Source organism: Streptomyces longispororuber (genome assembly GCF_024448165.1).
GTDB classification, from domain to species: domain Bacteria; phylum Actinomycetota; class Actinomycetes; order Streptomycetales; family Streptomycetaceae; genus Streptomyces; species Streptomyces longispororuber_A.
In genome coordinates, this window is the sequence record NZ_JAMOLN010000132.1 from 1 (window position 1) to 20,139 (window position 20,139).

The following is a 20,139-nucleotide window of genomic DNA, read 5'->3' on the forward strand; positions in this document are numbered from 1 at the left end:
CCGTTGGGTGCAAAGCGGGTCCGGGTGACCCGCGCTCTGTCTTAAGTCGCCTGCCCGTCCGGAGTGCGGCCAGGTCCAGCATGTCGCCGCGGCGGACGTGCGGCCAGGCATGGTTCGCGCAGGTCAACCGCGTGCACGGCCGCTCCGGGTCGTGGAGCCGACGGTCAGGGGCGAGCATGGAAGGGCCGTGTTCCGACGAAGCTGGGGTGCGGGAGGCGGGATGCGTCATGGACGACCGACCGATGACCGAGAACAGCGCAGGTGGAGAGGCAGCGGCAGCCGGAGGGCTCCTCGACCTGCTGGGCGTGTGCGCTGTCGTCCTCGATCAGGCGGGACGCATCGTGCTCTGGAGCCCGCAGGCCGAGGAGGTCTTCGGCTACACCGCCGAGGAGGCTCTGGGGCACTACGCCGCGCACCTGCTGGTCGACGAACACCACCATGACATGGCTGTCGGACTGTTCGCGCAGGTGATGGCGACGGGGGCGAGTTGGGCCGGGGCGTTTCCCGTTCGCCGCAAGGACGGCGTGGGCAAGCTCGTGGAGTTTCGGAACACGCGGCTGGTGGACGACCAGGGCGATGCCTACGCGCTCGGGATCGCGGCCGGGCAGGACGTTCTCCACCAGTTGGAGACGGGCCTAGCGCTGTCCGGCCAGCTGGTGTCCCAGTCACCCATCGGCCTGGCCCTCCTCGATCCGGACCTGCGATACCTGCTGGTCAACCCCGCACTGGAACGGATCAACGGTCTGCCGGCGGCGGACCACATCGGCCGACGTCCCCGTGACGTCCTCACCTTCCTCGACACCAGAGCCATCGAGTCCGACCTGCAGGACGTTCTCGCCGTAGGGATCCCGGTCGTCGACCGTTACGTCGTGGGCCGCACGCCCGCAGCCCCCGACGACGACCATGCGTGGTCGGTGTCCTACTACCGGCTGGACGGCGCCGGCGGACAGTGCCTGGGAGTAGCCATCTCCGTCGTGGACGTCACGGAACGTCATCGTGCCACGGCGGAGGCCGAGCGAGGACGCCGACGGCTGAACCTGCTCGCCAAGGCTGCCGCGGTGGGCACCACCTTGGAAGTGGAGACGACGGCGCAGGAGTTGGCGAACGCCGTCGTGCCGGACCTGGCAGATCTCGCCGCGGTGGACATCCTCGACTCGGCGCTGGCGCTGCGCCGCGGCACCGAAGGTGAACGTAGCGGTCCGTTCAGAGCCATGGGGCTGGCGACGGCCTACCCCAACGAAGCGGTCTCCGCCGCGGACCGAGTCGGCGACATCGCCTCCTACCGGGTGGACCGACTGATCACCCGCTGCGTCCGTACCGGCCGGCCCGTTCTGGTTCCGGAGGTCACCGACGCGGACCTCCAGCACATCGCCCGTGACGCGGACGCAGCACGACAACTGGCCCGCACGGGGCTGCACTCCTATCTGGCGGTGCCGCTCATCGTTCGCAACGAGGTGCTGGGCGCTGTCGACATGATGCGGGCCCGTACACCGGAGCCGTTCGACGACGCCGACGTGGTACTGGCCGCAGAGCTGGCCAGCCGGGCTGCCATCGCCATCGACAACGCCCGCTGGCATCAGGGCATCCGCAACACTGCCGAGACGCTGCAGCGCAGCCTCCTGCCCGGGCCGCCTCCGCTCGTGCGAGGGCTGGACGTCGCTTCCCACTACCAGCCTGCTCAGGCCTCGTCCGCGGTCGGCGGAGACTGGTTCGACATCATCGCGCTGGAGGGGGACAGAACCGCGCTCGTGGTCGGTGACGTCATGGGCCACGGCATCGATGCGGCCGCCGCCATGGGACGCCTGCGCACCGCCACCCAGGCCTACGCGGACCTGGGAATGCCTCCGGACGAGGTGCTGAGCCACCTCGACGCCGCAGCCGTCAGACTTGAGTCGCAGATCGCCACGTGTGTCTACGCCGTCTACGATCCCCATCGCCGCACGTGTCAGTTCGCCAACGCCGGGCACATGCCCGCGGTCCTTGTCCCGAAGGCCGACGCCCCGCGACTCCTGGCACTGCCCGCAGGCACTCCACTCGGAATCGGAGGCGCCTCGTACCGCACCACCGAGATCGATCTGCACAGCGGGGACCGGATCGTCCTCTACACCGACGGCCTGATCGAGACCCGTCACGAGGGCATCGACGAGCGTCTGGACCTGCTCCTCCAACTCCTTGCCCGGCACAGCCGGCCCACCGAGACCACCTTCACGTACTTGCTCGACGCTCTGCACGATGGCGACAGCGTCGACGACATCGCCCTGCTCATCGCCCAGGCGTGGTGACATCCAGTGGGCGCGGGCAGAGCAAGAGCGCCCTGGTAGCCCCGTGGCGTCACCCGTAGCGGTCGTTCCTGCGAACTCTTTGCGAGCGCACCCCTTCCGCGGGATCGGTCGTTGTCCGGAGCATGAATCAGCCGAAGCGCATGCCCCGGGAGTTGACCTCACTTGACGCTTGAAGTACCCGTACCCCGGGTGCAGTTCCAGCAGTGCCTGCCGCTGCTTCCTGCATCGGTTCCCCGGACGCGCAATGCCGTGCGCCGTTGGCTGCGGTACGTGGGTGTCCCGCCCGGAAGCGATCTGTTCGACGACGTGGTGAAGGTGGGCGTGGAACTGATGACCAACTCCGTCTGCCACGCGCAGTGCTCCCGCGACGTCCTCATCTCCCTCACCATCGAGGGATACGTCCTGACCATCGAGGCGGAAGACGGTGACCCGCGGCCGTTGTGCACGGACGATGTCCCGGCCTGGCACGGCCTGGGACGGATGAGTGCCGTGGCGCGTGCCCACTCGGGTGATCTACGGGCCGTCGTGGACGCGGAGGCCGGGGCGAAGACCGTCCGCGTACGACTGTGCGTCCCTGGGTTCCTGTGAATCGGCGCCGGTTCGGTGGACACCCTGACCTGCCCCACCATTTGGGCTCCAGGTTCGGTGGCTAACCGGCAGCGGACTCGCGGAACGCCGACCAGTCCGAGACCTCCATCTACGACGCTCTGGTTGTCCAGTGGCGTACGGCACGCAAGCAGGCAGGCGAGGCGACGCAGAACACTTCGGCCGGCCGCGGTGACCGCTTGGCCCCGCTTTGCGGAGAGCCGGTCAACTGGACCAGGGCCGTTGCCACGCGAGGTGGCGGATGGTGACGTCATGCCACCCCATCGTTTCGAGATCTTCGTCGCTCCAGGTGCTCTTGGTGAGGCCGGTCACCCTCCGGACCGCCCCCAAGATCTCTGGAGGGATCGGAAGTTGACGCCCATGAGATCGCTAATGGCCCGTCGTCCGGAGCCACCGCAAGGTTGTGGCGAGCTCTTCGCCGAAGTCCTCGCAGAGCGCGAGCAGTTCGCGCCCCGTCGACGAGTCGAGCAGCCCTGATGAGTCGGGGAGAACGTCGAGAGCCGCACGGCAGCGGGTCTCGACAGCGAAGTGGCGCGACGCGAAATAGCCCTCGCTCGTCCGTCCCACCAGGCCAGCGAGGTACTGGCGGTGGGCTTCCTCCGAGGGGTGAGAGTAGAGGGAGCCCTCGATGAGCTCGTCGAGGTAGTGCGCAAGGCCGGCCGAGGCTTCGGCCACTCGCTCGACCTCGCCCACGCCAGGCCTTTCCAGCAGTTCACCGAAGGCCAGCAAGTTGTTGATGGTCTCCAACTGGAAGAGCTGGACCGTGTCTGGGTCGACTTCAGACGTGAAGAGCGGGGCCGTGCGCAGCTCGGCGATTGCTCGCAGGTATGCGCGATCCGACTCGTCACCAGCGGGTGATGCCGCCAGTCGGAACAGCGACTCCAGCACGGACTGGTCGAGGCCCCACTCCGCAGTCAACCTGCATCCGAGTACAGGCGTGCGCCACCGCCACAGTGCCAGGACGGCAACCTGACGCCGGCGGGCGGGCTTCAGGTCGGTCAATCGCTGGATCCGCACCACGTTGTCGAGTCAGTCCTTCTCATGTACCGTCCCCGCCCGCCCTCTTGGCCTCGGGACACTGTAGAGGCCGCCGAAGGGCCACGTGGCCGCCCGGACGGTGCCGGTGCCGGCCAGAGGAGCGCTGGAGTCGGCTCCGTCACTCTGTCGGGCTCGCTGGGGCGGCGGCCTCGGCCCGCATGGCGGCTGCCGCCTCCAGCAGGGACCAGCCGTCGATCTCCACCACCTGCTGCCCGTCCGGCTGCCACCCTTGGGCCGATGCCACGTCGAGCAGAGCTCGGACCGCGCCGGGCTCGTGCAGGTTCAGATCGGGACCCCGAGCAAACCCCACGTCACCGGAGCCGAGGGGAGCCCCGCCGGGAACGTACCGGCTCGGGCCCTCGGCGAAGACGATGCGCAGAGGGCGGCCAGTGCCGGTCGGCTGCGGATACAGCGTGAGGGTCTCGCAGCAGGACCGGACGCCGTCCACAACGCCGTGGCTGTGACGCAGCGTCCACAGATACGCGCGCCCCGCGGCGATCAGCCGGCGGGGCTTCTTCGGATCACGGGGCATGGAGCTCAGGGTACGCAGGCTGGTCCACCAGTTCACAAGTCCCCAGCGGCTTCTCGGGATCGGTGAGCCGAGACAGATCTGGCGCATGCCCTGGGCGTCCCCGGCGTGCAGCTGGGCGAGGCCCCGTACAGGTGCTCAGTGGCGCATCCAGATCTTGCCTGTCGTGTCCTCGTCGTAGCCCTCGCAGCAGATCCCCACGGCAACGATGCGGGACGTGTCGGGGATGACGGTCAGGCCGGTGACGGAGTGGTCGGAGGCGACGTGTTCCCATGACCACTGCCGGCCGTCGTAGTGGAAGACCAGATCGTCTCCGCTCGCGGAGGATGCCGACACAAGGACTCCGTCGTGTCCGTCGGCGGCGGCATCGACGAACTTGCCGGGAACGGTCGGGTCGACCACGCTCTCCCACTTGCGGCCGTCCCAGCGCACCGCGACGGGGCCGACGGCGCCTCCCATTCGCCCGGTGCGGCCGACGGCCCAGACCTGCGTCGGTGACTGGGCGGCGAGTCCGCGAAGTTCCCCGTTGGGCCCCGCGACCGCAGGCGGTAGTGACACCGTGCGCCACTTCTGTCCGTCCCAGTGCAGAGTCGCCGGTCGGCCCCGGGCTTCGCCCACGGCCCAGACGTCCTGAGACGCCAGGGCGTGCATGGCCTGCACGCACACGACCGACGGCAGGGCGACGGCCGGCCAGCCCGCAGACGTGTGGTGGCGGAGGACGGAACGACAGGTGCCGTCCCCGCCCGTTCGCCGGGCCGCCACCCACACGTGGTCGGGCCCTGCGATGGTTGCCGCGTCCACGAAGGAGTTGGGCTCACGCCAGGTTGATGTCCACTGTGTGCCGTGCCACCGCGCCGCTCGGGCCTCCTGGCCACTGCTCGGCCCGCCGGCGCCGAAGACCCACACGTCACTCGGCCCCGAGGCGGCGACGACCCGCAGACCGTGCAGGCCGAGCCGCCGGGGTACCTCGACCTTCGTCCATGCCTCGCCGCGCCACCGCATGACGACCGCCCCGTCGTCCTCGTCCCCCACCGCCCAGGCGTCACCCGCGCCGGTGGCCACCACGTCGTACAGGTTTCCGGGCATGTCGGTGCGGGCGGCGGGTTGCCACGGTCCGCCCTGGGGCACCCTGCTCTGACGGGCCGTCGGACGTGTGTCGCGTGTGTCGCGTGTGTCCCTGTCCGGTGCGCAAGCACCGACCGTCATCGTCAGGACCGAGCTGAGCACAGTGATCACAAAGCGGCGTACCGGCCGCACCCCCTTCTCCGCCCCACCTGCAGCGGAATCGTACGAGAGCTGTCGGCCCTCGTCAGCTCGGCAAGGGGGTGCATGTGGAGTGAGGTGGGCTGGGCGGTGGACGCGACGGTGCCATGCCGGAGGTCGGTCCGGCGCGGGAGGGGGCGCGATCGAGGCGGAGGCGCGACCCGGCCGACACCGCCGCCTGATCACTCTCAGGCGGCTCGGCTGACGTCCAGCCGTTCGGACGACGGCTCGAATCCCGCCGCCGTGTAGGCGGCGACGGCGGCAGCGTTCGAGCTCGGGGTGCAGACGAGTGCGCTGGACGCACCCAGTTCACGCAGCATCGCCGCGGCGGCGACACTGATCGCCGTCCCGTAGCCGCGACCGCGATGGTCGGCGTGCACGCCCACCGGCTCCAGCAGGCCGGGCCTGCCGGGCCCGGCCGACCAGACCGTCGCCGCGGCCACCGCGTCGTCCTGGTCGTCGTAACCGATCAGACAGCGAGCGTCGGCATAGACCGGCCCGGCCGCGAGGACATGCCAGATCTCCTCGGTGAACTTCTGGCTGCCGAACGCCGAGCGGTGCACCGCGGTCCGCACGCCCGCCGTCTGCGGACCGGCCACCTCGATCCGCAGGCCGGAGTCCTTCACCGGCTCGGAGAGGTCGCGGCGCAGCGGCGTCCACGGCTCGTCCAGACTCCAGCCCGCCTCCAGGAGGACCTCGCGGAGCAGGGCGCCGTCGGGGATCTCCAGGCCGGCCTTCCCGGCCGGCAGGACCCCGCGCTCGGGATCATTGAGGTCCGCCAGCAACCGGCGCGCCAGGTCACCGTCCTGTCGCAGGTCAGGCGCGGTCGTCAGGCGCAGCACATCAGGGTCGTCCAGGTATCCGACGGCAACGATCCGTCCGTCCACGCTCCAGGTACGGACGGCCGCAGCGAGCCTCTCCGCGCCCAACGCCCAGGCCCAGCCGAGGTCTCCCGGATGGAGCTGCAGCGGCGTGCGGTCGTCCTGCCATCCGCGGAGGGCCTCCACGGCCCCAGTCAGCTCGTCGACACCGGGCACGCTCAGAACGATCGTCATGGCTCGCATCTCACACCATCGCGACGACCGGCCGCACCCTGTTTTTGCCCGGCCGACCGGATCGACAGGACACACCCTGGTCGGTGCCGGCCGGCTTCGACGAGCCGCGGCCGCCGTCGCGCCTACCGACGCGAGAACGGCCCTTGGCGCATCCCGCCGGTGAGTTCGCCCAGTGCGTCGCCGATGCGTGTGAGGGCGGGCGCGATCCAGGGCAGGGTCTGTGGTTGCTCCGCGGTCAGCGCCCGTTGGCGCTCCTGTGGGGTGGAGCCGTACAGGAGGCTGGTGGCGAGCCGGAGGGTGAGGGCGGTGTCGGGTTCACCGAACGCGCTGCCGGGCAGCGTGGCGATGCCGTGCCGTTCGAGCAGGGCGGTGGCCAAGTCGGCGCCGGTGGTGATCTCGTGGGCGCACAGGACGTCACGGGCGGGGCCGAAGTCGGGGTAGAGGTAGAAGCCGGCCTGGGGAGGGCGGCACTGTGCTCCTGAGGCGAGCAGTCGGGTGTGTACCTCGGTCGCGATACAGGCGTGCAGGCGGCGGGCGGCGGCGATGTGCGCGGTGACCTCCGGCGGGTCGTTCAGGGCGCGGGTGGCCACGGCCTGCATGGGTGCGGCCAGGCTGGACCAGATTTCGCTGGCGATGCCGGTCAGCTCCTGGTGCAGGCGTTGTCCCCAGCGGCCCGCAGGGGTGCGGGCGAAGCCGATCCGCCAGCCGCCCAGGGCCAGGGACTTGCTCAGCCCGGTGGTGACGACGGTGCGTTCGGCCAGGTGGTGCACCGGGCTGGGGACGCTGCCCCGGTCGTGGGTCAGTTCGGCGTAGATCTCGTCGCTGACGACCGCGAGGCCGTGGCGGTCGGCGATCGCGCAGACGGCCTCTACCTGTTCGGCGGGGGCGACGGTGCCGGTCGGGTTGTCCGGGACGGTGAGGACCAATGCGCCCGGCCGGGCTCCGTTCGACCGGGCCTGCCGCAGGGCCTGTTCCAGCAGTTCGGGGTCGGGAATGCCGCCGGCTTCCGGGGGGACGGGCACGGAGATGACGCGGCGGCCGAGCAGGCCGGCCTGGGCGGCGTAGGAGACCCATGAGGGGCGGGGCAGCACCACGTCACCGTCGATCGCGGCCAGTAGGGCGAAGAGCAGAGGTTTGCTGCCGGGGGCGAAGAGGATCTGGCCCGGGTCGGTGGACACGCCGCGCCTGGTGAACCAGCCCGCGGCGGCGGCCCGAGCCTGCGGCGTACCGGCGACCGGGCCGTACCCGTTGAGCAGGTGGGCGTCGGAGAGCTCGTCGGCCAGGTCCGGGGCGACCGGCAGCCCGGCCTCCCCGAAGCCGAGATGGAGGACGTCCTGGCCGGCCTCACGGCGGGCATGAACGGCCTCGTCGATGGCGAGCGTCGCGGAGTGGGTCGTCATGGGAAACCGTCCTGTTCGGTTGCGAGCGCCGATGTCGTCCCGGCACGGCGCTCTGCCGGGCACACGCCCAGCATGTCCGCGGCATAGCATCAGCAACAGCACGAGAATCCGATGGCGGCTTTAAGGAGAACTGATGCTGGACCTGCGGCGGCTGGAGATCCTGCACCGCTTCGCTGCCCGGGGCACCATCAGTGCCACGGCGGCCGACCTGGGGTACTCGCCGTCCGCGATCTCTCAGCAACTCGCCGCTCTGGAAAGGGAGGCCGGGGTCGCACTGCTGGAGCGCACCGCCCAGCGTGCGAGTCTGACCGACGCGGGGCGCGAACTGGCCGAGCACGCCGCGCGCATCCTCGCCGCCGCGGAAGCCGCCCACAGCCGTATGCGCGCCCGCATCGGCACCGTCAGCGGCCGGGTGACCGTCAGCTGTATCCACGCCTTGGCCCCCGCTCTCGCTCCCCACCTGGCCGCGCTGCAGCGCGCGCACCCCGAGTTGAACGTCGTCGCTCACGAGACCGGCTCGGTGACCGCCGCCGCGGCAGTCCTGGACCGCCGCTACGACCTCGCCGTCATCGACGACTGGTCCGAGCACCCACCGGCCGAGGGCACCGGGCTGTCCGTTCACCGTCTACGCCGTGAGGACATCGTCCTGGCGCTGCCCACGGACCACGCGCTCGCCGAGCAGTCCGGACCGGCCACCGCCGCACAGCTGCGGAAGATCGTCCACCACGAGACCTGGCTGTGCGCCCCTGTCGGGCAACTGTCCCGAGCCGCGGGCGACCGGTATCTGACCGCCGTCGACGCGACACCCCCGCGGCGCTGGGAGTTCGAGGGGCTCCACATCCTGGCCGCACTCGTCGCCACCGGCGCGGGTGTGGCCTTCCTGCCCGCCGGCCTCGCCCAGGAGCAAGCAGGCGTCGTCGGACTGCCCCTGGCTGCCAGCCCGCAGCGCACCATCCTGGCACTCACCCGGACCACCACTCGGGAGGATCCGGCTGTCACTGCTTGTCTCCAGGCCGCCCGACAGGCTCTCAGCAGGGGACGCTGAGCAGGATCGGGGCGGGAGCGGGCAACACGCAGGGTGGCGCGGCCCGCTGACGATTCGTCACCTCATCGACCGCCAGCGCACGGAACTCGTCCCGGTCCAGCGCCTGTCAGGAGACACCGAGTTGCTCAGCTCCGGGAACGAGGCCGCGAATAGCGGTGCTCCGGGCGCCCCGCATCCCCGTAACGCAGCGACAGTCGCAGAGTGCCGTTGTCCTGGAGGTGGCGCAGATAGCGCTGCGCGGTGGAGCGGCTGATGCCCGCCTTCGACGCGACTTCCTGCGCGGACAGGTCCGTGTCCGCCTGCTCCAGGACCCGGCAGATCAGCTCGATGGTCGGCCCTGACCAGCCCTTGGCCGTCGGCGCCGGAGAGCCGGCCGGGCCGCGCACCGCACCGAAGATCTCGTCTACGCGCTTCTGTCCGGCGCCACTGCGCCCGTCGGCGCTGCGCAGGGTGCGGCGAAGCTTCGCGTAGCTCTCGAGACGCGAGCGCAGGCCCTCGAACGTGAAGGGCTTGACCAGGTAGTGCAGAACGCCGAAACGCAACGCGGCTTCCACTACTTCGACGTTCTCGGCGGCGGTGACCATGATGACGTCGCTGCGCAGACCGCGCTGGCGCATGGCGCGGACCAGATCGAGACCGGTGCGGTCGGGCAGGTAGTGGTCCAGGAGCACCAGGTCCACCTGTTGGGCCGACATCATCTCCATGGCCTGCAAAGCAGTGTGGGCCCGGCCGACGACATGGAAGCCCGCTGCCTTGTCCACGTAGGCGGCGTTGATCTCCGCCACATGGAAGTCGTCGTCGACGACGAGGACGTGAATCATGACGGCTCTCCTGCCAGAACGGTGTGCACGGGCAACGCGGCGCCCCTGGCGACGATGTCGGGCAGGGTGACGGTGAACAGGGCGCCGCCCCCGGCCCGCGGGCTGATGCGGGCCGTACCGCCGTAGCGTTCGGCCAGGCTGCGCACGAGAGCCAGGCCCAGGCCGCGGTCGCGGTGCGCGGGGGCCTCCTTGGTGGTCCACCCCTCCTGGAAGATCGCTTCGCGCAACTCGACGGGCACCCCGGGCCCGTTGTCGCTCACGCGGAGGACCACGGTGTCGTGCTCGACGAACACCTCGACCTCGACCTCCGGCGCGGAGACCTGGCCCCCGCCGACGACGTCCAACGCGTTGTCGATCAGATTGCCGAGGACCGTGACGAGGTCGCGGCCGTCGACCAGACCCGCGGGCAGCAGGGTGCGGTCCGAAAGCCGCAGCCGCACACCACGCTCCGCGGCGATCGCCGCTTTGCCGACCAGCAGCGCGGAGACCGTCGGTATGCGGACCCTCTCCGAGATCTGGCTGCCCGAGGCGCGCCGGGCACGGGTGAGGCCGGCGACGTAATCACGTGCGCGCTCGGTCATGTCGAGTTCGAGGTAGCCGAGGACGGTGTGCAGTCGGTTGGCGTGCTCGTGGTCCTGGGCTCGCAGGGCATCCAACAGGCCCTTGGTGGAGTCGAGTTCACGGCCGAGGAGCTCGACCTCGGTGCGGTCGCGCAAGGTCACGACCGAGCCTCCGTCGGGAGTCGGCATGTGGTTGGCGATCAGCACCCGGTTCTCGCGCACGGTCAGCAGATCCCGTCCGGTGACCTGCCCGCCCAGCACGTCGCGGGAGCGTCCCGGCGGCAGGATCTCCTTCAGCGTGCGGCCCTGCGCGCCGTCCTCCAACGCGAGCAGACGGGCCGCTTCGTCATTGACCAGCCGTACCCGCTCCCGGTCGTCGAGGGCGATCACGCCCTCCCGAACGCCGTGCAGCATGGCCTCCCGCTCGGACAGCAGCGCGGAGATGTCGCCGACCGAGACGCCGTGCGTGCGCCTGCGCAGCCTGCGCGCCACCAGCGACGCGGCACACGCCCCGACGGCCAGTGCCGTTCCGGCGTAGCGCAGCAGTCCGGGCAGTGCGGCCACCAGCCGGTCCTGTACGCCGGAGTAGGCGATCCCCACGGACACCGCTCCGATGAGGTCACCCGCGCCGTTGCGCAGCGGCACCTTCGCCCGTGCGGAGCGGCCCAGCGTGCCCCGGTCCACCTGCAGCACGACGTCCCCGTGCAACGGAATGGACGGATCCGTCGACACGTGGTGCCCCACCTGCCGTTCGTCGGTGTGCGACCAGCGGATCCCGTGGGTGTCCATGACCACGACGTACAGCGCACCGGTCGCCTTGCGCGTGCGCTCGGCCTGACGCTGTACCGGCCCCTTCGGCGTCGGGCGACTCGACAGCAGCCCTGCGGCGATGTCGGGGTCGGCAGCCGTGGTCTGCGCGATCGCCAGGGCCTCGTGTTCGGCCTGGTCGTCCAACTGCGTACGCAGCGGCTGCAGGAACAGTCCGGTCAGCAACAACAGCACGCCCAGGGTGATCAGCAACTGCGCGATCAGAACCTGGGCGAACACCTGCCTCGGCCAGCCGAGACGCAAGCGGGCCACGACGACACCTGCCTTTGGGAACTCTCCCGCGCGAGCAGACGTTTCGCCGGGGTGAACGCACCGTAACCGGCGATGTTCCGGTCAGGGAAGGCCCTGAGCAACTACAGCCGTGTCGACCGTTGGCACAATGAGCTAAATCGCGGTCAACAGGCACAATCAGTGGTTGCGGGCGAATACTTTCCAGCCACCGATGGCGTTCCTAACGTTCCGCGGCATGACAAGCCACTCCAGTCCGGCCATCGAGCTCCGCGGTGTCCGCAAAGCCTTCCGCACCCCCTCGGGGGCCTCGCACACCGCGGTCCGCGACCTCGACCTCACCGTGCAGCAGGGCGAGTTCGTCGCCGTCGTCGGCCCCACCGGCTGCGGCAAGTCGACCACCCTCACCCTGGTCAGCGGCCTGGAAGAGCCCACCGAAGGCGAAGTGCTGTTGTCCGGCGAGCCCGTGCGCGGCATCGACGACAAGATCGGCTTCGTCTTCCAGCAGGACGCCACTTTTCCCTGGCGCACCGTGCTGTCCAACGTGATGGCCGGACCCCGGTTCCGGGGTGTGCCCAAGGCGGAGGCCAAGGAGCGCGCCCGTGACTGGCTTGCCCGTGTCGGCCTGAGCAGCTTCGATGACCGCTATCCGCACCAACTGTCCGGCGGACAACGCAAGCGCGTCGCTCTCGCGGCCACGTTCGTCAACGATCCGTCGATCCTCCTCATGGACGAGCCGTTCTCCGCGCTCGACGTGCAGACCAGGGCCCTGATGTCCGACGAGCTCATGGACCTGTGGGCCGGCACCGGATCCTCCGTCGTGTTCGTCACCCACGACCTGGAGGAGTCCATCGCCCTGGCCGACAAGGTCGTCGTCATGACCGCGGGCCCGGCCACCGTCAAGGAAGTCTTCACGGTCGACCTGCCGCGCCCGCGCCGCGTCGAGTCCATCCGCCTCGACCCGCGTTTCATCGAGATCTACCGCGAGATCTGGTCCTCCCTCGGCGAAGAAGTCCGCATCACCCGCGAAAGGGGCGCCCAGAATGTCGCCTGACACCTCGCCGCCGGCCCTGTCCAAGGCCGACATCACCTCGGCCGACGCCACCAGGTCCGCCCGAACCGAGGAACGCGCCCGCGCCGCGCGCCGTCGCCGCGGCATCGTCCTCCTCGCCCGTGCCGCCGTGCTGGTGTTCGTCCTCGGGGTCTGGGAGTGGTTCGCCCGCGCCGGGATCATCGACCCCTTCAACTTCTCGATGCCCTCGAAGATCTGGGACCAGATCCAGCAGTGGGCGCTGCACGGAACCCCTCAGGGTTCCCTGCTCGAACAGATCTGGTACACGCTCTACGAGGCCCTGCTCGGCTGGGTCGTCGGCGTCATCGCCGGTGTCGTCCTCGGTATCGCACTCGGCAGAGTCCGCTTCCTCGCCGATGTCATGGGCCCCTACATCAAGGTCCTCAACGCCCTGCCACGGATCGTCCTCGCCCCGATCTTCCTCATCTGGTTCGGCCTCGGCCCCGCCTCCAAGGTCGCCTCCGCCGTCGTCCTGGTCTTCTTCCCCGTCTTCTTCAACGCCTTCCAGGGCGCCCGCGAGGTCGACCGTCACCTCATCGACAACGCCCGCATCCTCGGCGCCCGCGACCGACAGGTCACCCTTCAGGTCGTCATCCCCGCAGCGACCTCGTGGATCTTCACCAGCCTCCACGTCAGCTTCGGCTTCGCGCTCATCGGCGCCATCGTCGGCGAGTACATCGGCGCCACCAAGGGCATCGGCCTGCTCGTCTCCGCCTCCCAGGGCACCTTCAACTCCGCCGGTGTGTACGCGGCGATGGTCATCCTCGCCGTCGTCGCCCTGCTCGCCGAGGGCCTGCTCACCTTTCTCGAGAACAAGCTCTTCCGCTGGAAGCCCACCGCGCACGACGCCCGCTGACCAGCCGCACGCCCTACCGCTCTCCCGCCGCACCACCTCTCAGGAGCCGCACATGTCCCGCCGTACCCGCACCACCAAGCTCACCACCGCCGTCGCCGCACTGACCGCGCTCGCCGCCCTCGCCGGGTGCGCGGACCAGGTGTCGTCCAACACCTCCAGCGGCGGCGACTCCGGGGGAAAGGGCCCCAAGGTGAAGATCATGGTCGGAGGCATCGACAAGGTCATCTACCTGCCCGCGATGCTGTCCCAGCGCCTCGGCTACTTCAAGGACGAGGGCGTCAACGTGGAACTGCTCAGCGAGCCGGCCGGAATCGACGCCACCACCTCTCTCGTCGCGGGCAACGTCCAGGGCGTCGTCGGCTTCTACGACCACACCCTGGATCTGCAGACCAAGGGCAAGCAGGTCGAGTCGGTGGTGCAACTCGCCCAGACCCCCGGCGAGGTCGAGGTCGTCTCCAACAAGGCGGCCGGCAGCCTGAAGTCACCCAAGAACTTCTCAGGCAAGAAGCTGGGAGTGACCGGCCTCGGCTCGTCCACCGACTTCCTCACCAAGTACCTCGGTGTACACGACGGCGTTTCCACCGACAAGGTCACCAATGTCGCCGTCGGCGCCGGACAGACCTTCATCTCCGCCCTGCAGAAGGGCTCGATCGACGGCGGCATGACCACCGACCCGACCGTCGCCCAGATCCTCGACAAGAAGCTCGGCAAGGTCATCGTCGACATGCGCACCCCGGAGGGATCTCAGCAGGCACTCGGCGGCCTCTACCCCTCGTCGAGCCTCTACATGAACACCGACTGGGTGAACTCCCACAAGGACATCGTCCAGAAGCTCACCAACGCCTTTGTCCGCACCCTGAAGTGGATGTCGACGCACAACGCCAAGGAGATCGCCGCCAAGATGCCCAGCGACTACGCGCAGGGCGGCGAGGGGCTCTACGCGAATGCCATCGAGAGCACCATGCCCATGTTCACCAAGGACGGGAAGATGCCGTCCGACGGTCCGGCCACCGTGCAGCGGGTCCTGAAGGCGTTCAACCCCAACCTGAAGAACGCCACGATCGATCTGACGAAGACCTACACCACCGAGTTCGTCGACAAGGCCAAGTAGGCAGCCACGTTCTCCTGCACCCGTCGAGGTTCGAGGTTCGAGGTTCGAGGTGAGGCAAGTGGGCCCCGCTCCTACGCCCGGGCCCGGCATCGGGCCGCGGTCCCGGACACACCGGTCGACCGGAACCGCGATGTGGTGCGAGCGAAGCAGTTACTGCTCGGCGGTCAGGCGGGAACACCGGCCCGGTCCAGGACGGAGGCCATCTTGTCCTCAGGGAGCGCCGGGTTGGCGCCCGAGCTGAAGGCCAGCTCGGGTATACGGAGCCCCTCGCGGAGCCGGTGGAGCGGGAGGCGCGGGTCGCCGGCCGCCGCCTGCCGCGTCCAGACCTCGGGGTCATGGCTGAGCCGCTCGATCAGCGCGGGTGTGGCGGCCGGATCCCGGACAGCCAGCCGACGGTAGTTGCCGTCCGGGTGGTCCGCGTAGCGGGCGGCGAGGCCCTCGCGGGGGAAGCGGGGATGTGACTCCGCCATCCAGGCGGAGAACGTCCCGCCGAGTCGCGCGAACACACGCATCAGGACCTCCTCCGGGGTGTCGGGGTGGTGAATGCCCAGGAGGTTCTCCACCACCGGATCTTCGACGCGTGCGAGCAGGTGCAGCAGGTCGGGCGGTAGATGGGGGCTCCGGGCGGCGGCGCGCTGAAGCAGTGGATGGGCGGAGGTCGCGGCCCGACGCAGCACCTCGGGGTCGGTCAGCCCGTCTCGTACCCACTGCACGCCGTCACCCCTGTCGAGTTCACCGGCCGTGAAGTCGATCGCCATGCGCCGGGTCTCGTCCAGTTCGGGCCTGAGGGAGACCGCGAGCCGTACGGTCTCGTCCGGGTCGACGGCGAGCCGCTCCACGAGGTCGGCGGCCAGCGACGGGTTCTCGGCGAGGGCCGCCAGGTGCGTCCGCTCGGCGACGCACCGCTCGGCGTCGGCACGGACCAGGAGCCCTCGGCGCAGTGCCTGGGCGGCGGACTTGGAATCGCGGAGGAGTTCGGCGGTGACGTGGGCGTCCCGTCGGCACTCCTGGAGTGCGGCGGCCCGCCGCACTCCAGGATCAGAGTCCGCCAGCAGCGCCGACCGCTCGCCCGGCGGCAGGTTCTCCCACTCGCGCACCGCTTCCCGGCGCGCTGCCGAGTTGTGATGAGTGGCCATTGAGGCCACGAACGACGACGCCAGATGGGGCGAATCCAGCAGTGCCGTCCGGACAGAAGGGGCGGGGTCGTCGAGCAGGCGGACGCACACGGTGTCCGGGAGCGGTGCGACCTTCGTGCGGGGGGCGTAGACCTCGGGTCCGTACGCAAGAGCTGCCCGCACCCTGAAAGAGGGATCGCCCGCGAGCCGGGCTCGCAGCGCAGGCTCCGCTCTGGCACTCATGGCGAAGTCGATCCGGACGCCCGGATCCGGGTGGGCCAGGATCACCCTGAACGCCGACTCGGGGAGTCCGGCCCGCTGGAGGGCTTCGCGGGGCGGACGGTCACCGTCCACCTCCATGGCGAGCAGGCGCAGTAGCAGCGGTGTCGGCAGCGCCGGATTGCGGGCGACTCCGTCCAGCGCGGACGAGTGGAAAGCCACCATGATTCCTCTGCCCCCCTGTGTCTTCCCCGATGGGTCCGCGACCATGATCTCCCGTAGGCCCGTCAGGAACCGCCGAACGGCGTTCGGCGGCCATGGCGCATGGTCGCCGGGGCAGTCTGCGCGCCGGGAGAGTGGTGGGTTCGCCGGTCAGGCGTCCCCGGCCTCCGCCGCGGCGGCTTCGGCGACCAGCGGTATTCGTTCGCCGACCACGGCGAGAGCCGCGGGATCGGCATGAAGGACGGCGGGCAGCGCACGCAGCCAGGTGCCTTCACGTAGGGCGAGGGCGGCGAGTCTCACCGCTTCGTCCGCAGGCTTGGTGAGGGCGAGTCCCACGAAGAGGCGGGACGCCGTGTGCGTCGGTGTGGTGATGCTCCGGACGAGAGCTTCCGCTCGGTCGTGTTCGCCTGCCCGGCACAGGGCGTCGACCAGAGTGGTCACCGCGGTGTCCCGTGAGGCGTCCAAGGGGATGCTCCGGACCAGGTCCTCGGCGCGCTCGTGGCGCCGGAGCGCGACCAGGGCGGGGAGAACATCGACCAGGTGGTAATCCTTCATGAGGTGTTCCGCGCGGTCGAGGAGACGCTTCGCCTCCGCGAGTTCCCCGAGCGCGTATCGCGCACGGGCGTGGGCCGCGAGACGGGGGACGGAACCCTCCCAGGCCGGAGGGTGTGCTTCAGCGGTGATCCACAGTACGTCCAGTGCGGCGAAGCGCAGGCCGTCATGGGCAAGGCGTTCGGCGACGAGCAGCAGAGCTGTGTCCCGTTCCTCGCCGCTGGTCAGAGTGAGGGCCAACTCCACTGCGCTCCGGTACTCACGGGCCTGAGCCAGGATGTCCACCGCCGCGGCGGTCACCTCGCTGAACTCGTCGGGGTGCAGGGACCGGGCGATCTCCTTGGCACGCTCGAACTGGCCGGCGTCCACCAGGCACCGCACGAGGCACAAGGTGATGCCGCCGAGTTCGCGGCCGAGCAGGGTCCTGCCAAGCTGAGCCGTCACCTCGGCGACGGCGTCCCTGACTGCCACGCCCCGGTCGAAGAGGCTGCTCGCAGCGAGGGCTCGGGCGACAGCGAGCGAAGTCACCGCCATGTCGTGCGGGCTCGTCGCGGCGGCGGAGGGGATGTGCTCCTCGACGTCTCGCAGGAGATGCCGAGCCATGTCGTGATGATCGGAGTGTGCCAGCACCTCGGCGAGCTCGGCGCGTTGGAAGGTGCTTTCGACAAGGGGCGGAAGCGTACGGGACAGCGACGCGGTCCGGTCGAGGAGAGCTTCGGCGCGTGAGTGATCGCCCGCGGAAGCGAGTGAACGAGCCACCTGCACCAGCAAGGATTCGCGTGAGTAGGGGGCGGAGACCGACCGGGCGACGTCCAGGGCCTGCACGTGCTTCCCGCGGTCGAGCAGGTTCTGGGCGATCGCACCCCGGACCGCGTCGTGGGTGGCGGCCCTGTCCATCCGGTCGTCGATCGCATGCGCGCGCTGGGACTGACCGGCGCGGACGAAAGCTCCGGCGATATCGGCCAGTACTCCCGCGTCGGCCCGCACGTCCATGGACCGTGTGAGCGACTCGGCGCGGTCGAACTGGCCCGTGGCGATGAGACCTTCGCAGACCGCGAACGACACCAGGAGATCTCCCGGCCAACTGAGGCCGTCCCTGATCCGCAGGGCTCGGTCGAAGTCGTGGGCTCGCGCGAACTCCTGCCCCAGGGTCTGGTCCTGAAAGGGGGATCGAGCACGGGCGCGTACGTGGTGACGTGGGGTGGATCCCGCGTGTCCGCCGTCATCCGCATCCGTGGCGCGCGGGACGCCGGCGGCCGCCAGGAATGCGTCGCTCAGGGCGGACTCCGCGTCTGCGAACAGTGCTTGGGCTGTGGCGCGCCGTGCCGACGAGGTCGAGCCCGAGGCCGCACCCGCGACACGGATCAGGCTCAGCGCCCGCCCGTAGGGATCGGCCACGGCGCGGGCCGATCGCTCTGCCTGTTCGTGCCGTCCCGCACGCGCCAGCGCGCCGACCAGCACCGAGTTCCCCTTCGCCACGGCGTCGTCGTCGCCGAGGTCACCCACCAGCGCTTGCGCCTGGCCGGGTCGGCCCTGGGACGCCAGGTGTTCGATCACGGCGAGAAGTGACTGCTGCGCAAAGTAGGGTTCTTCGACCGCACGGGCCACGGCTTCGGCGCGCGGGATGTCGTCGAGTGCCAGCCACATGCGGACGACGTCCTCCACCAGAGCCGTGCCGATCAGGGACGGGACGATCTCGTTCATGATGGCGACGGCCCGCCCGTGATCACCACGTGCGACATGCTCGCGGGCGACTTCGAGCAGTGCGCGCCCACTGCCGCTGTCCCGGGCGAGAGCCTCTCCCTGGGCCGTGCGTCCCAGTGCGACCCATGTCGCAGGCAGGACGAAGGGCAGACCGTAGAAGCGCTGTTCCACCGCGGCCCGGTGCATGGTCAGCCTGAGCATGTCCGGCAGCGGGTGGCCGCCCAGGGCGACGATGACGTCCTGCGCCAGCTGGATCTCGGCGAGGGCGGCGCCGTCGCTCCCGAAGGCGGCGAACATCTGGTCCTGACGGGCTTCGTCGGTGGCGTAGCGGGTCATCCTGGGCAGGTCGGCGGTCGAGGCGAGCATCGTGAAGTAGCCACGCAAGAGGTACTCGGGGGTGTCACCGGGCCAGTTGGCAGCCCTGTGGCTGTTGGCCCAGTCATGCAGGTCCTTTCGTCTGCTGCCGAGTTCGGCCGGGCCGAGCAGGCGTGTGGCCAGATCCTGCAGTTCCTCGTGCGCCAGGAGATACACGTCCGGGGCGACTTTGGAGGAGTAGGCCGAAGGACGCGTCGAGAAGGTGCGCCCGGTCATCGAGCGGAGGGTGTCCTCCACCGCGTAGAGCGCGGCACCGGTGAGCGCGGCGAGGTCCGGGGCGGTCAGTCCACCACCCGCGGCGGTCAGCAGAGCGAGGATCGACGTGCTCAACCCGCCGTCGGTCAGCAGCCGTTTGAGTTCACGCTCGGCCTGACCTCGGATCACCTGAGCGTGCGGGGACGGTTCGAGAAGCCGGTCGATGCCGTCGTCGAACAGCGGATGGCCTTCCCACACGTCCGACGGGACCGGCGGCCTGGGCCGGCTCGCCACCACCACACGCATACCGGCCTCGGGCTCGTGCGGCAGCAGGGCGGCGATGCTGTGGGCGTCGGGATCGATGGTCACACCGCGGTCCTCGTCGAGGCCGTCGACGACAAGCACCAGGCGCCGGCCGTCGTCCTGGCAGGCGTGGGCAGCACGCCGCAACAGGTCCAGCAGGTGCGCCTCCCGGGTGGCCGAAGTCGCGGACGGCGGTACGGGTTCCCCGACGATCTCCGCCAACTGCTCCAGCACCACGTCGACGAAGGCGCTGCGGTCGTTGTGCGCCCCCAGACGGGCCGTGACGAAGAACGGGACCACCTGCACGCCGGGCGGCGCGTGCAGACAGAACCAGGACAGCAGGGCCGTCTTACCCGTCCAGGCCTGCCCCTTCCACCGCAGGTAGGCGCCCGAGTCCGCGGACGTGCAGAACTCGACGAGCTCCGCCAACTCAGTCTCTCTGTCGAGCAGTTGAGGCGGGGCGATCCGGCGAACCTGCTCCCCGTACGCGGATCGGGCCGGAGGCCCGGCGCCTGGGCCGGTGATCCCGTTGAAGGTGACAGGGCCGTGAAAGTCCCGACCCTGGACGACCACGCGTTGCTGGCCGGAGACGCTGTTGTGCACATCGCCATCGCGTGCGGTCGACATGGAACCCTCCCCGCCCCAGGTGTTCCTTCATGATGACAGGCGCCAGAGAGGACGCTCCGCTCAAGTGGCGGTGGTTCCTCTGGCAGGCCTGGGGCATCCCGGACGTCCGCCGGAACGCCGAGTATTCGTGTTC

15 protein-coding genes are annotated in these 20,139 nt (G+C 70.0%); 6 read left to right on the forward strand and 9 right to left on the reverse strand.

What is annotated here, in order from left to right; translation table 11 throughout:
- Positions 1 to 227 precede the first annotated feature (227 nt).
- Both M4J07_RS30855 and M4J07_RS30860 read left to right on the forward strand, forming a co-directional pair.
- Positions 228 to 2,282, forward strand: a complete 2,055-nt coding sequence (locus M4J07_RS30855; RefSeq protein ID WP_255977080.1) for a SpoIIE family protein phosphatase — start codon at positions 228 to 230, stop codon at positions 2,280 to 2,282.
- 270 nt (positions 2,283 to 2,552) lie between these two features.
- Entirely contained in the window at positions 2,553 to 2,870 is a 318-nt protein-coding gene (locus tag M4J07_RS30860; protein WP_255977081.1) for a hypothetical protein, read from the forward strand.
- A gap of 387 nt (positions 2,871 to 3,257) precedes the next feature.
- Here M4J07_RS30860 and M4J07_RS30865 read toward each other — a convergent pair whose 3' ends face one another.
- From M4J07_RS30865 to M4J07_RS30885, 5 genes are all read right to left on the reverse strand, one after another.
- Complete coding sequence (locus M4J07_RS30865; RefSeq protein WP_255977083.1) at positions 3,258 to 3,908, reverse strand: hypothetical protein; 651 nt, start codon at positions 3,906 to 3,908, stop codon at positions 3,258 to 3,260.
- Between the two features lie 136 nt (positions 3,909 to 4,044).
- The gene (locus M4J07_RS30870; protein ID WP_255977085.1) at positions 4,045 to 4,458 is read right to left on the reverse strand and encodes a hypothetical protein; all 414 of its coding nucleotides are present in this window, start codon (positions 4,456 to 4,458) and stop codon (positions 4,045 to 4,047) included.
- A 135-nt stretch (positions 4,459 to 4,593) separates the two neighbouring features.
- Complete coding sequence (locus M4J07_RS30875; protein ID WP_255977087.1) at positions 4,594 to 5,541, reverse strand: hypothetical protein; 948 nt, start codon at positions 5,539 to 5,541, stop codon at positions 4,594 to 4,596.
- A gap of 365 nt (positions 5,542 to 5,906) precedes the next feature.
- A complete protein-coding gene (locus tag M4J07_RS30880) occupies positions 5,907 to 6,773 on the reverse strand; it encodes a GNAT family N-acetyltransferase (protein WP_255977089.1) in 867 nt (288 codons plus the stop codon).
- Positions 6,774 to 6,895: 122 nt separating this feature from the next.
- Positions 6,896 to 8,173 carry a pyridoxal phosphate-dependent aminotransferase gene (locus M4J07_RS30885; RefSeq protein WP_255977091.1) on the reverse strand — a complete coding sequence of 426 codons (1,278 nt, stop codon included), beginning with the start codon at positions 8,171 to 8,173 and terminating at the stop codon, positions 6,896 to 6,898.
- Between the two features lie 133 nt (positions 8,174 to 8,306).
- Between M4J07_RS30885 and M4J07_RS30890 the strand changes: the two genes are divergently transcribed.
- Positions 8,307 to 9,218 carry a LysR family transcriptional regulator gene (locus tag M4J07_RS30890; RefSeq protein ID WP_255977093.1) on the forward strand — a complete coding sequence of 304 codons (912 nt, stop codon included), beginning with the start codon at positions 8,307 to 8,309 and terminating at the stop codon, positions 9,216 to 9,218.
- A 125-nt stretch (positions 9,219 to 9,343) separates the two neighbouring features.
- On the opposite strand, the gene M4J07_RS30895 is transcribed toward M4J07_RS30890, so the two are convergent.
- Positions 9,344 to 10,039, reverse strand: a complete 696-nt coding sequence (locus tag M4J07_RS30895; protein ID WP_255977095.1) for a response regulator — start codon at positions 10,037 to 10,039, stop codon at positions 9,344 to 9,346.
- The gene (locus M4J07_RS30900; RefSeq protein ID WP_255977097.1) at positions 10,036 to 11,679 is read right to left on the reverse strand and encodes an ATP-binding protein; all 1,644 of its coding nucleotides are present in this window, start codon (positions 11,677 to 11,679) and stop codon (positions 10,036 to 10,038) included. The genes M4J07_RS30895 and M4J07_RS30900 overlap by 4 nt, the downstream gene beginning before the upstream one ends.
- A gap of 214 nt (positions 11,680 to 11,893) precedes the next feature.
- Here M4J07_RS30900 and M4J07_RS30905 point away from each other — a divergent pair, with 214 nt between their 5' ends.
- From M4J07_RS30905 to M4J07_RS30915, 3 genes are read left to right on the forward strand one after another with little or no spacing between them, the layout of a single operon-like run.
- Positions 11,894 to 12,709: an ABC transporter ATP-binding protein gene (locus M4J07_RS30905; RefSeq protein WP_255977099.1), complete on the forward strand. Its 816-nt coding sequence runs from the start codon at positions 11,894 to 11,896 to the stop codon at positions 12,707 to 12,709.
- Positions 12,699 to 13,583 carry an ABC transporter permease gene (locus tag M4J07_RS30910; RefSeq protein WP_255977101.1) on the forward strand — a complete coding sequence of 295 codons (885 nt, stop codon included), beginning with the start codon at positions 12,699 to 12,701 and terminating at the stop codon, positions 13,581 to 13,583. The genes M4J07_RS30905 and M4J07_RS30910 overlap by 11 nt, the downstream gene beginning before the upstream one ends.
- A gap of 52 nt (positions 13,584 to 13,635) precedes the next feature.
- Complete coding sequence (locus M4J07_RS30915) at positions 13,636 to 14,694, forward strand: ABC transporter substrate-binding protein (protein ID WP_255977103.1); 1,059 nt, start codon at positions 13,636 to 13,638, stop codon at positions 14,692 to 14,694.
- 164 nt (positions 14,695 to 14,858) lie between these two features.
- On the opposite strand, the gene M4J07_RS30920 is transcribed toward M4J07_RS30915, so the two are convergent.
- Positions 14,859 to 16,253 carry an adaptin domain-containing protein gene (locus tag M4J07_RS30920; RefSeq protein ID WP_255977105.1) on the reverse strand — a complete coding sequence of 465 codons (1,395 nt, stop codon included), beginning with the start codon at positions 16,251 to 16,253 and terminating at the stop codon, positions 14,859 to 14,861.
- A gap of 147 nt (positions 16,254 to 16,400) precedes the next feature.
- A complete protein-coding gene (locus tag M4J07_RS30925) occupies positions 16,401 to 20,006 on the reverse strand; it encodes a hypothetical protein (protein WP_255977107.1) in 3,606 nt (1,201 codons plus the stop codon).
- Between the last annotated feature and the right edge of the window lie 133 nt (positions 20,007 to 20,139).

Coding starts and splice junctions, on each gene's coding strand:
- M4J07_RS30855 (WP_255977080.1), top strand. CDS start 228: ATGGACGACCGACCGATGACCGAGAACAGCGCAGGTGGAGAGGCAGCG.
- M4J07_RS30870 (WP_255977085.1), bottom strand. CDS start 4,458: ATGCCCCGTGATCCGAAGAAGCCCCGCCGGCTGATCGCCGCGGGGCGC.
- M4J07_RS30875 (WP_255977087.1), bottom strand. CDS start 5,541: ATGCCCGGAAACCTGTACGACGTGGTGGCCACCGGCGCGGGTGACGCC.
- M4J07_RS30880 (WP_255977089.1), bottom strand. CDS start 6,773: ATGACGATCGTTCTGAGCGTGCCCGGTGTCGACGAGCTGACTGGGGCC.
- M4J07_RS30885 (WP_255977091.1), bottom strand. CDS start 8,173: ATGACGACCCACTCCGCGACGCTCGCCATCGACGAGGCCGTTCATGCC.
- M4J07_RS30890 (WP_255977093.1), top strand. CDS start 8,307: ATGCTGGACCTGCGGCGGCTGGAGATCCTGCACCGCTTCGCTGCCCGG.
- M4J07_RS30895 (WP_255977095.1), bottom strand. CDS start 10,039: ATGATTCACGTCCTCGTCGTCGACGACGACTTCCATGTGGCGGAGATC.
- M4J07_RS30905 (WP_255977099.1), top strand. CDS start 11,894: ATGACAAGCCACTCCAGTCCGGCCATCGAGCTCCGCGGTGTCCGCAAA.
- M4J07_RS30910 (WP_255977101.1), top strand. CDS start 12,699: ATGTCGCCTGACACCTCGCCGCCGGCCCTGTCCAAGGCCGACATCACC.
- M4J07_RS30915 (WP_255977103.1), top strand. CDS start 13,636: ATGTCCCGCCGTACCCGCACCACCAAGCTCACCACCGCCGTCGCCGCA.
- M4J07_RS30920 (WP_255977105.1), bottom strand. CDS start 16,253: ATGGTGGCTTTCCACTCGTCCGCGCTGGACGGAGTCGCCCGCAATCCG.
- M4J07_RS30925 (WP_255977107.1), bottom strand. CDS start 20,006: ATGTCGACCGCACGCGATGGCGATGTGCACAACAGCGTCTCCGGCCAG.